The 11,679-nt window shown below is 61.6% G+C and carries 11 protein-coding genes; 6 read left to right on the top strand and 5 right to left on the bottom strand.

Annotated features, from left to right (window positions below):
• The 3 genes from AC5E6N_RS16530 to AC5E6N_RS16540 form a co-directional block, all read right to left on the bottom strand.
• The coding region (locus AC5E6N_RS16530) for an aconitase family protein (RefSeq protein WP_491748847.1) at positions 1 to 354 on the bottom strand (354 nt) is incomplete at its 3' end.
• A 30-nt stretch (positions 355 to 384) separates the two neighbouring features.
• Complete coding sequence (locus AC5E6N_RS16535) at positions 385 to 1,242, bottom strand: isocitrate lyase/PEP mutase family protein (RefSeq protein WP_491748848.1); 858 nt, start codon at positions 1,240 to 1,242, stop codon at positions 385 to 387.
• A gap of 49 nt (positions 1,243 to 1,291) precedes the next feature.
• A complete protein-coding gene (locus tag AC5E6N_RS16540; protein WP_491748865.1) occupies positions 1,292 to 2,029 on the bottom strand; it encodes a maleate cis-trans isomerase family protein in 738 nt (245 codons plus the stop codon).
• 235 nt (positions 2,030 to 2,264) lie between these two features.
• On the opposite strand from AC5E6N_RS16540, the gene AC5E6N_RS16545 reads away from it, so the two are divergent.
• Complete coding sequence (locus tag AC5E6N_RS16545; protein WP_491748849.1) at positions 2,265 to 2,996, top strand: GntR family transcriptional regulator; 732 nt, start codon at positions 2,265 to 2,267, stop codon at positions 2,994 to 2,996.
• A 6-nt stretch (positions 2,997 to 3,002) separates the two neighbouring features.
• Here the strand turns inward: AC5E6N_RS16545 and AC5E6N_RS16550 are convergent, their stop codons facing one another.
• Together AC5E6N_RS16550 and AC5E6N_RS16555 are read right to left on the bottom strand one after the other, a co-directional pair.
• The gene (locus tag AC5E6N_RS16550) at positions 3,003 to 4,913 is read right to left on the bottom strand and encodes a TRAP transporter permease (protein ID WP_491748850.1); all 1,911 of its coding nucleotides are present in this window, start codon (positions 4,911 to 4,913) and stop codon (positions 3,003 to 3,005) included.
• A gap of 21 nt (positions 4,914 to 4,934) precedes the next feature.
• Positions 4,935 to 5,882, bottom strand: a complete 948-nt coding sequence (locus AC5E6N_RS16555; protein WP_491748851.1) for a TAXI family TRAP transporter solute-binding subunit — start codon at positions 5,880 to 5,882, stop codon at positions 4,935 to 4,937.
• Between the two features lie 361 nt (positions 5,883 to 6,243).
• Here AC5E6N_RS16555 and AC5E6N_RS16560 point away from each other — a divergent pair, with 361 nt between their 5' ends.
• From AC5E6N_RS16560 to AC5E6N_RS16580, 5 genes are all read left to right on the top strand, one after another.
• A complete protein-coding gene (locus AC5E6N_RS16560) occupies positions 6,244 to 6,990 on the top strand; it encodes a maleate cis-trans isomerase family protein (protein ID WP_491748852.1) in 747 nt (248 codons plus the stop codon).
• Positions 6,991 to 7,107: 117 nt separating this feature from the next.
• Entirely contained in the window at positions 7,108 to 8,568 is a 1,461-nt protein-coding gene (locus tag AC5E6N_RS16565; RefSeq protein WP_491748853.1) for an aldehyde dehydrogenase, read from the top strand.
• A gap of 41 nt (positions 8,569 to 8,609) precedes the next feature.
• A complete protein-coding gene (locus AC5E6N_RS16570) occupies positions 8,610 to 9,443 on the top strand; it encodes an SDR family NAD(P)-dependent oxidoreductase (protein WP_491748854.1) in 834 nt (277 codons plus the stop codon).
• Between the two features lie 133 nt (positions 9,444 to 9,576).
• Positions 9,577 to 10,782 (top strand): FAD-dependent oxidoreductase, encoded by a 1,206-nt coding sequence (locus AC5E6N_RS16575; protein ID WP_491748855.1) that lies wholly within the window; start codon positions 9,577 to 9,579, stop codon positions 10,780 to 10,782.
• Between the two features lie 46 nt (positions 10,783 to 10,828).
• On the top strand, positions 10,829 to 11,679 hold an 851-nt coding region (locus AC5E6N_RS16580), incomplete at its 3' end, for an ABC transporter substrate-binding protein (protein ID WP_491748856.1).

Here is an 11,679-nt window from a genome sequence, read left to right on the forward strand (position 1 = left end):
GAAGGCGGCGATGCGCGCGCCGCCGGCCTGCAAGATCTGTTCGGTCTCGTCCCATCCCTTCAACAGGGCCTGGCGCTGGCTCTCCGCCAGATCGATCGGCACCGGCGGGCTCACCCTCCATCGAAATGCTGCCCGCGGACCGCTGCGCGAATCGGTGGGCACCGCATGGTCGGCAACAGCCAGGTTTGCCTCCGGTCGACGCAGGCTGCGATTGGCACGCTCGATCGTCAGAAACGATTGCGGCGTGGAAAATTCGTGGAGAAGATGGCGATCGACATACAGCAGCGCCGAGCCATCGCCATAATCGCGGACCACATGGCTTTCCCACAACTTGTCGTAAAGCGTCTTCGGCATGCTCACGAATCCTGCCTGTTTGAGGTGCGTTCAGCTCGCGTATTTCTTTTCGAACTCCCAAACATCCTCGAAACCGACAAGCTTGTTGAATGCTTCGAAGGGATAAAGTTCGATCCGCTCGCTCGTCTTGCCGTTGGCAAGCAGGTCCTCATAGGCATTGCTGAGCGCCGCGCCTGCGGCCAGGAAACCGAGCGAGGGATGAATGGCGATCTGGTAACCCATCTCGGCCAGCTGTGCCGCCGACAGCAAGGGCGTGCTGCCGCCATTGACCATGTTGGCAAAGAGCGATCCATCGATCTCGTCACGAACCTTGCGCATTTCATCGACCGTTTCGGGCGCCTCGACAAAAACCACATCGGCGCCAGCCTTGCGAAATTCCTTGCCGCGACGGATCGCCTCGTCGATGCCGTGCGCGGTGCGCGCATCGGTTCTTGCGATGATCAGGAAGTCGTCGCTCTTGCGGCTGTCGGCCGCGACATCGATCTTCTGGATCATGTCTTCGAGCGCAATAACCCGTCGACCGGGTGTGTGACCGCAGCGCTTGGGAAATTCCTGATCTTCCATTTGCATGGCGCTGACGCCGGCCGCCTCGTAGCCCAGGACGGTATGACGGACATTGAGCAAGCCGCCATAGCCCGTATCGGCATCTGCAATGATCGGCAGCCTTGTCATCTTTACGATCTGTTCGGTGCGTTCCAGCATGTCGCGATAGGTAGCAATGCCGGCGTCAGGCAGGCCAAGATAGGAGGCGACCGTCCCATAGCCGGTAATGTACAGGGCCTTGAAATCCATGCCGTCGGCAATTTTTGCCGAAATCAGGTCGAAGACACCTGGCGCCAGGACGAATTCGCCATTTTCCAGGGCGGCTTTGAGTGCGGGATCTGCCATCAATCTCTCTTCATCTCTTTTGCGTTTTCAACGAATTGCTTGCCGGATCTCATTGCATGGCAAGCCTGCCAAGCGCAGCGGGCTCGTCGTCGAGACCGGCGGCGCGCAGGCAGGCCCACAGGGTGGCCTGGTTGGAGGTTACGACCGGCACGCTCAGCTCGGCCTCCAGTTCTACGATAAGCGGCTGGGTCGGGAAATCGGTGCACAACAAGACCAGCGCATCGCTTCCAGGCGCAAATGCCGAGCGGGCGTGGTTGCGCACAGTGTCAATGTCGGTGCGGGCAATCAGCGGGAATTCCGCCGGACCGTTCTCGCCGATCCCCAGCCCGAGGATGCGTTCCACGCTGAAGCCGTGATCCTCGAGAAACCGGGTTTCGTGCGCATTGAGCGTTTCGCCATAAGGCGTGGCGACCGAGAGTCTTTTGGCGCCGAGCGCTTCCAGCGCACCGACAATGGCCGCCGAGGTGGTAATCGCTTTCACCTGATGCTTGCCGGAAAGCGCTTCGGGCATGGAGCGGGCAGGCGTGACCATCGATCCGGCTGTGCAGGCATAGGCAACCACATCCGGCCCCACAGGCAGCAGCATGGCGAATGCGTCGTCTAGATCACGGTCCAGTCTTGCGCGCCCTTCAGCGCTTGCGATATCGCTATGCAAGCACATGCGGTGGGTGTGGAAGGACACACCCTTGGGCCGCGCCAGCCACCACTCACTTTCATTGACCGTATTGGTCGGCGGCACGATCAGGCCGAGCTTCGCCCGCCACCCATATGTCGAATGATGCCGCACGGACAAGGATATCGCTCCAAAACAGCCAGTCAAATGTCCGATTATTATGCACTCCAAGTAGTTATTTGTCCATATGTTTATCAGATTACCGAACCTCCTTGTTGGCTCGGATCGGGCTGAAAGCGGTCGCTTTCAGAGAATTGATTGGACAAATAACAGCGATTTGAGCAATAGACCTCGCGAGGCAGCAAGGTGGCAGGAAATGTCGGTTTCAGACACTGGTGAGGACGTAGAAGTGACGCGGAAGGGTCCCCGCTATCAGCGGATCCAGCGGGTGTTGGAGGAAAGGCTGGCCGCCGGCCAATATCCGGTCGGTACGCTGATGCCGACGGAAGTCGAACTGGCCACGGAATTCGAGACGAGCCGGTTCACCGTGCGCGAAGCGCTGCGCTATCTGACCGACCGGGGCTATATCGAGCGCAAGCAGGGCATGGGCACCCGCGTTGTGGCGATCGATCCCAGGTCGGAATATGCCCAATCCTTCGACTCGTTGCATGAACTCGTCGAGATCGCGCTCGAGACATGGTTCGTCTTCCATGAAACGACCAGGGTCATGCTCGACGCCGAGCTTGCCGCGCGTGTCGGCGGACGCGAGGGAGAGGAATGGTTTCGCGTAACCGGCGTGCGCTGGACGCATCCTGGCGGACGTGCCGTTTGCCACATCCAGAGCTTCATCCCGTTGCGTTTCGCCGATGCGGTTGCGGAACTCGAAGGTCACGAAGGCCCTTTCTTCAGCCTGCTTGAGCACCATGGCGAAGGCCCCATCGACGAAGTGATCCAGGAAATCCGTGCCGTGGTCATGCCCAATGAGATCAGCCGCACGTTGGGCCTGCCGCCAGGCGCGTGGGCGCTGCAATTGCTGCGCCGCTACATCACGGTGGGGGGCGTGCTGATTGCTTCTTTCAACTGGCATCCGGCCGACCAGATGACCTATACCATGCGGATTGAGCGCCATCGCGGCAATTAATGCGCTCTAGACCTGCTCTTGGGTGGTTTCGGTGCCATTGCCAAGCCTGAGCGCAAATACCCAGAGCAGCGCGCCGCAGATCAGCCCGGCGCCATTCAGCAAAACGCCATAGTCGAACATAGTGTGCGGTACGAACAGACACAGGCCGGCCAAGATGCAGGCGAGCCGGGCGACCGGAACCAGCATGACGCGGAACCATCCCACCACGCCCGCCGTTACAAGGCTGATCCCGCACATGGCGGTGACCAGGGTAAGCCCACTTTCCAGCCAGCCCGTCCCCATCAGCAGCAGAGCCGGCGAGCCAACGAACAGCATCGGCACCAGAAAGGCTGTCCAGCCGATGCGCACCGCTTCGATGCCGGTCTTCATGGGTGGCGCATGGGCCATGTTCGCGGCGACGAAGGCGGCGATCGCCACCGGCGGCGTGATCATCGACAGCATGCCGAAATACAGGACGAACAAATGCGCTGCCATCGGCTCGACGCCAAGTTCGACCAGCGGCGGGGCTGCGAGGGCCGCAAGCAGCAGATAAACGCCGACGGTGGGCAGGCCCATGCCCAGGATGATGCACAGGATGGCGGTCAGCATGAGCAGCAGTATCAGCGATCCCTTGCCGACCTGAACCAGAAAGAAGGTCAGCCCGAAACTCAGGCCGGAAAGATTGAACACGCCGATGACAATACCGGCGATCGCGCAGATCAGCACGATGTCGACGGCGATATAGCCGGCATCCTTGAATGTCTTGATGAGGTCGCGTGCGCGTATCGGGCGACCGTCATAGGTCTTGTACAACGCAATGACGAAAAGGAAGCCGAGCGCGGCAAGCGCTGCCGTTTCGGGACGCAGGTTGAAGGAAAACAGACCCACGATCAAAATGACGAAAGGCAGCAGCACGAACCATCCACGCCGCAACACCGAGAAGGTCGAAGGACGGGTGCCTTCCACCTGTTTGAGACCGCGCCGCGCCGCCTCGAAATCGGTGAAAACCAGCAGCGAGGCATAATAGAGGATCGACGGGATCAACGCGGCCGCGACGACTTCGGCATATGGAACGCGAAGGTTCTCCGCCATCAGGAATGCGGACGCGCCCATGATCGGCGGCACCAATTGCCCGCCTGTCGAGGATGCCGCTTCGATGGCCGCCGCTGTTTTGGGCCGGTAGCCGGCCTTGGTCATCAGCGGAATCGTGATTGCGCCCGTCGAGGCCACGTTGGAAACGGCGGTGCCGGAGATCGAGCCGAACAGGGCGGAACCGACAACGGCGATCTTGCCCGCGCCGCCGCGTGTGCCGCCGACCAGGCTGACGGAGAGATCGGAAAACACTGCCGAACCGCCGCTGGCCAGCAACAGCCGGGCCAGTACGACATAAGGGATCACCACGACGACGGCGATGGTCAGCGCGGCACCGACCATGGAGGCGCTGTCGAGAATGGTGAACACGATCAACCTTTCAGGCTGTACCGCGCGCGATTGTAGCGGTCCGGAAAGCTGATCGGAAAACAGTGCGTATAGGCACACGGCCGCCAGAATGAGGATCAACGGCCAGCTGATTGCCCGGCGCACGGTCTCCAGCAGCAGGACCATGCCGATACTGGCAACGACCAACGCCTCCTGGCGGGCATAGAAGAGGTTTTCCGTCAGATAGGGAAAGCGCAGCGTCAGATAGGTGCCGTAGCTGAGTGCTGCAAGGGCGGCCAGACGGTCGAACCAGGGAGCGTCCTCGGGTTCGCGTGCATCGCGCGTGAATGAGCGCCTTAGAAAGCAAAGCGCCATGGCGAGCGTCGCCGTGGCAATCAGCAATTGCTCCGTCCACACCCGGATGCCCATAAAAAGCGGCGCACCGGAAGCCCATAACAGGGAAAGGATCGGAATGAGAACCGCGCAGACGGACGCGCCGTTATGGATGAAACGTCGCATCTGCGCGGCTTTCGGCTTGTCTTACTCTTCCCAGATGCCTTGTTCTTTATAGAACTTGATGGCGCCGGGATGATAGGGGATGTCGACCTGCTTGCCCATATTGTCGGCCTTAAAGCCGTCAAAGAAGGGCCCGGAAGCAAGCAATTTCTCTTCGGAGGCATGCAGCGACTTGACAACCTCATACACCTGCTCGTCGCTGGTGTCCCGGGAGGCAAACAGCGTGTAGTAATACGCCATCACATGGGTCGGTTGCTTGATGCCGGCAACGTTTGCCGAGCCGTCAACTTCCATGAGGAACATTTGCGGCAGCCATTTCTGCATCCGCTCGACCGCGTCGGGTGAATTGTCTAGGTCGATATAGCGAATGCCGCCCATCGTGGCGTCGAATTCCTGCGCCGTGGCGGCACCCACGACGACGACCGTCACATCGGTGGTGCCTTCGCCAAAGCTGGCCCACATGCGCGGGAAGTTCGGCACCGGAATCCCGTTCACGTCATCTTCGGTCAGGTCGCCATTGGCCAGGCCGGCCTTGAAGGCGTGTTGGCCCAATGCCCCCTTGGAAAAGGTCGGCACGCGCTTGCCGCGCAAATCGGCCATTGACTGGATCTCACTGTCGACCGGCACGATAAAGCCTGCCCGGAAAGGCATCAGCGTCGCCACCATGCGCAGGTTTTCATTGGGCCTGCCTGCCGACATGCCCGTTCCGGTTTGCGCGAAATACGTCTGGACAACATTGGCAATTCCAAACTCGATCTCGCCGGCATTGACCAAGGGAATATAGTCGGCGGTGTTGGCGACTTCCTGCGGGCGCATCTGCAAGGGCGAGGCTTCCGACACCGCGGCTGCAAGCGCCCGGCCGATTTGGCTGGTGCCACCCGTGGCCGTGGAGCCAAGGGCGACCACATCGGCGGCTGCAACTTGCGCTGAAGCGACCATAAAAGCTACCGCCAGTAAGGATTTAGGAAACATTTCGAGGCTCTCCTCCGGTTGGTTTCAATTGCTCATATGTTCCGCGCTCAACAATTGTCCGACAGTCAGATGCCGCCGCCGGCATCCGGTACCGCTTGTTGAAACCTGTGGGCACCGCACAGTGGCGCCCCAAAGATCGTGAACCCGCCTTGTTGGTTTTATTATCGTCGGACAAATACGAAAGAATAAACTTGAAATGTCCAAACCTTTCTGACACATTGCGGGGATAACCCTATGCTGTCAAGCGAAACCTTGACCTTCCCTCCGACAAGGCGCCCGGCACCGGCTGCGCGATATCGGCAGCGGGTTCGACGACGCATTTCCGGGTCACGGCATCACCTACGCGAGGAGCAAATCAACCATGGTCGACAGTCTTGGATACCGAATGAAATTCGGCGTGATCGCTCCATCCACCAATACGTCGGTCCAGCCGGAATTCGACGCCATGCGTCCAGTAGGCGTCACCAACCATTTTTCGCGCATCGTCATTCCCGACAACCCGGTCCACAGCGATGACGATTTCAACGCGCTGATGGACAATATCCGCGAGACCATGATGCAATCGGTGGATGCGGTGATGTCGTGCAGCCCGGACTATCTGGTCATGGGCATGTCGGCGGAGACGTTCTGGGACGGGCTTGAAGGCTCCGTCGAACTGGAAAAACGCGTCAAAAAGCGCGCCGGCGTCAAGGTCGCCATGGGGTCGGATGCCTGCCAGGCAGCGCTCAAGGCGTTCGGCGACATCAAGCGCATTGCCGTCATCACGCCCTATATGCCGGTCGGCGACGAGCAAGTGCGCCGGTTTTTCACCGATTGCGGCTTTGAGGTCGCGGCTCTCAAGGGCCTCAAGTGCAAGAGCCCGATGCTGATCGCTCATGAATCGGAAAGGACCCTGCGCGACGCCATCATCGAATTGAACGACCCGTCGGTCGAGGCGATCGTCCAGGTCGGCACCAATCTGGCCATGGCGCGGGTCGCCGGCATTGCCGAATTCTGGCTCGACAAGCCGGTCATCGCCATCAACACGGCGACCTATTGGTGGGCGCTGCGCCAGAACGGTATCGACGACAAGATCCAGGGCTTCGGTTCGCTGCTGTCGCATTACTGACAATTAGCAGGAGCCGGCGCCCGGGGGCTGGCGGGAACGGCCGGTCGGGCCTGACGGTTATCGAAAGGAAGAGCGCTGATGTCGTTGCGCGAGGGACTGCGGAGAAGGCCAAGAACGGTGACGAGCCATATCGGCGGTCAATTCGTCGCCGCCGCCGGCGAAATGATCGAGGTCGTCGACCCTGCAAGCGAGGCCGTCATCGCGCATCTGCATGAGGCCGATGAGGCCGAGGTCGATGCGGCGGTGATGGCCGCCCGCAACGCCTTTGAGACCGGCCCCTGGCGCCAGACCACAATCGAACAGCGCCAGGTCGCACTGATGGCCATCCATGATCGTATCCTGGAGCACGCCGAAGAACTGGCCGAACTGGAATCGGTGAATACCGGCATTCCACTTGCCCAGACGCGTGGCATGCATGTGCCCAGAGCCGCCTGTAATTTTCGCTTCTTCGCCGAGGCGATCAACCAGTCGGGCGGTGAGACGTTCACCCAGGAAGACGGCGTTCTTTCGCTGGTGACGCATGAGCCGATCGGCGTTTGCGGGCTCATCGGTCCCTGGAACATGCCGCTCGGCCTGACGGCGATGAAGATCGCCGGTGCGCTTGCCTTCGGCAACGCCTGCGTCGTCAAGCCGTCCGAACTGACGCCGCTGACCGTGGCGCGTCTGGTCGAACTGGCAAGCGACATCCTGCCCGAAGGTGTGCTCAACCTCGTCAACGGCCGGGGGCAGATAACGGGTGCTGCGCTCGTCTCGCATCCGCAGATCGACATGGTGTCGTTCACCGGCGGCACGGAGACCGGCCGCGCGATCCTGAAGGCGCTTGCCGAGGGAATCAAACTGCCGGCCATGGAGCTTGGCGGCAAATCGGCGAGCATCGTCTTTGCCGACGCCGATATCGACTATGCGCTCAACGGCGCGCTGCTTGGCAGTTTCATGAACAATGGCCAGATGTGCCTGGCCGGAAGCCGCATCTTCGTGCAGCGCCCCGTCGCTGAGCTGTTCATCGAACGTTTTGCGCAGCGCACGGCGCAGATGAGAGTCGGCGATCCACTGTCGAAAGAGACCGAGATCGGCCCGATGATCAATCGCGCCCAATGCGAGCGCATGCTGCGCTATGCCGAAAGCGGCGCCGGCGAAGGCGCTCGCCTGCTGACCGGCGGCAAGCTGCACAGGCAAAGCAACGGCGGCTTTTTCGCCGAACCGACCGCGATGCTTGCGCCCGACAACGACATCGCGATCTGTCGCGAGGAGATTTTCGGCCCCTTCGCGACACTGCAGGTCTTTGACGAGGAAGAGGAGGCGGTCGCCAGGGCCAATGATTCCGATTTCGGCCTTGTCGGTTATGTCTGGACGGAAGGGTTGGAGCGCGGTCTTCGTGTTTCCTCGGCGCTGCGCACCGGTACGGTCATGGTCAATACGCCGATCGTGCGCGATCTGCGCACCGGCTTTGGTGGTTACAAGATGTCCGGGCTCGGCCGGGAAGGGGCCAGGGGGTCGCGCGCCATGTTCACCGAGGAAAAAGCAACCATCATCGCGCGTGGCAAACGCCGGTTTCCGCATATGGGCCTGAACGGATGAAGAGCCCGGGCGTTGTGTCCTCGCCGGGCGAGCCGATCTTGTTGACCGGCCGCGTCATCATCGTCACCGGCGGCTCGCGCGGGTTGGGGCGCGAAATGGCGATCGCGCTTGCGCAGGCCGGGGCAAATCTGGTGATCACCGGTGCGGGGCAAAGTGCGGCGCTAGACGAAAGCGGCCACTTGGTGCGCACTGCTTCACCGGCCGGCGCCGAGCACGGCACGTTCATGGCCGATGTGACAGACCCGGCGGCCTGCGAGCGCATGGTCGCCTATGCGCTTGCCCGTTTTGGCCGGCTCGACGCGCTGGTCAACAATGCCGGGCTTGGCATGCGCGCGGTCAGCGAAACCTTCAACACAGAGCCAACGAAGTTCTGGGAGACAAGGCCCGAAGCGTGGCGGCAAATCGTCGACACCAATGTCAACGGCGCGTTCTGCGCCGCGCGCGCGGCCGTCCGCCCCATGATCGAGCGCCGCTACGGCAAGATCGTCAACATCTCCACCAGCGCGCAGACCATGGTACGGCGCGGCTATTCTCCCTACGGCCCCAGCAAGGCCGCATTGGAAGCGGCATCGCGCATCTGGGCGCAGGATCTGGCGGGCACCGGCGTGGACGTCAATGTCTACCTGCCAGGCGGTGCTTCTGATACCGATCTGCTGCCGCCAGTGTCTTCTGAAGGCGCGGGCCGCACTGGCGCCGACGGCAATCTGCTGCCGGCATCGATCATGCGCCGCGCCATCGTCTGGTTGTGCTCGGCCTTATCCGACGGGGTGACAGGCGCGCGGTTCACGGCCAGGCTGTGGGACGAGACATTGCCGCCGATGCAGGCCGCCGAGGCGGCACGCTCGCCGGCGACCGGCCAGCCGGCGATACTTTGATGGTGATGGCGCCGCAAACGCCGGTGCCGTTTGGACAGGAACGCAAAGGCATGGATATTGGCTTCAACGCATATGCATCGGTCGGGCGCCGGCGCGGCGACCGGCTTTGCGATGTTCGAGGGCATTGGCCGACATGACACAAACTGCCAACCGAGTGGTCATCGTCGGCGGCGGTCCGGTTGGGCTGGTGCTCGCGGCGTTTTTGTCCCGGCGTGGCATCGCCTCGACCGTGTTGGAGAAATCCTCCGACGTGCCCAAGGATTTGCGGGCCTCCACTTTCCACCCACCGACGCTCGACATGCTCGACGAAATCGGCGTGACCGATGAACTGATCGAGCGCGGTCTCGTCTGCCCGACCTGGCAGTTTCGTGACCGCCGCGAAGGAGAGATCGCAACTTTCGATCTGGGTTTGCTCAAAGACGAAACCGGCCATCCCTACCGTCTGCAATGCGAGCAGTGGAAATTGTCCGAGGCGCTGCATCGCCACGCGCAAGCCGATGACGGGATTGATCTGGTGTTTGGTGCGCAGGCGGTCGAGGTGACGCAGGACGCCGACGGCGCGGCCATCACGGTCAAGCGCTCTGACGGAACGCGCGAGGCATTCCAGGGCCGCTACGTTGTCGGTGCCGACGGCGCGGGCAGCATGGTGCGCAAGCGATCGGGCATGACGCTTGAGGGCACCACCATTCCCGAACTCTTTCTTTCCATGTCGACGCCGTTTCGTTTCGACGAGGCGATACCGGATCTGGCCAACATCGCCTACATCACCGACCCCGATGAATGGGTCGTACTACTTCGAACTCCGACCCTTTGGCGCGTCCTGCTGCCCAATGATTCCGACCAGCCCGAGGCCGAGATGTATGATCCGGCCAATATGAACGCGCGCATCCAGGCGCTGTGCCCCCGGGACGGAGTCTACGAGATCGCCCATGCAACGGCCTATCGGGTGCAGCAGCGCGTGGCCGACCGTTATGTCGCGGGTCGGGCCGTTCTCGCCGGCGATGCCGCCCATCTCAACAATCCGCTCGGCGGAATGGGGCTCAATGGCGGCATACACGATGCCGTCAACCTGGTCGACAAGCTGGCGCGCATCTGGGCGGGCGAACCGGCCGACGCGCTGCTTGGCGTCTATGAACGCCAGCGCCGACAGGTCTGTCTTGAGACCGTCCAGCAGCAATCGATCCGCAACCGGCGCATGATGGGCGAAAAGGATCCCGTCAAGCGCCGCGCCTTTCACGACGAATTGCGCCGAACAGTGGAAGACCCGAAAGCGCATCACGCCTATGTGCTGCGGTCCTCCATGATCGCCTCGTTGCGCGATGCGGCGACCATTCGATAATGCCGGCCGGCAAATGATCGCGCCGCCACAACACCGGAAAAAGATAATGAGCCATACCCATTCCATCCGCCTTGCCGCCGGTTCCGGACCCACGTTCGGCGTGGATGACCTTGCATGCGCGGCAGCCACTCATCTTGGCTGCTGGGAAGAGGAGGGGCTTTCGGTGTCGTGGACACCGGCACTAGGCGGTGTTGCGGCGATGAAGAAGGTGCTGGCCGGCCAGGTCGATGCCGCCTATGGCGGGCTTGGCCCTGTGCTGCAATTGCGCGCCGGTGGCGAAAAGCTGCGCATCGTCGCATCGATGGCACGCGCCCTGGCGCAGAATCTGGTGGTGCAGGCAAGGATGGAAAGCACCAAACAGTTGCGCGGCGTATCCTGGGCGGTCGACGGCATCGGAGCGCTCAGCCACCACATGGGCTGCTGCATCGTCACAGCCCTCGGCATCGACGAGAACGAGATCGACTGGCGGGTTGTTGGCCCGCCGCCCGAGCGCATCGCGCAATTGCTGGCCGGTGAGGTCGATGTCTCGCTCATTCGTGTCGAAGAGGCGCTGGCGCTGACTGGCGCTGCCGACAACGATCTCAAAATGCTACTTGGCTTTGCCGAACTGAAACGATTGGTCCCGGTACAACCGCACGGCGTGCTCGCCACTACCGCGGCATTTGAACGGGACAATCCCGACGCCCTGGCCAAATTGACACGTGGCATCATCATTGCCTCACGCCGGCTGCGCGATGATTTCGAGGCGTTTTTGAAGACCTATGAGCATTATGTGTCGGTTAAGCTGGCACCGGCCGAGGTTGAAGCGATCTGGGCGCAGGAATGCGCCTCGGAGGGCTTTGCCGTGAATGGCGAACTCACGCCTGACCATTGGGACCGTCAGATCGCCTCCTTTGC

Source organism: Hoeflea sp. (assembly GCF_984452065.1).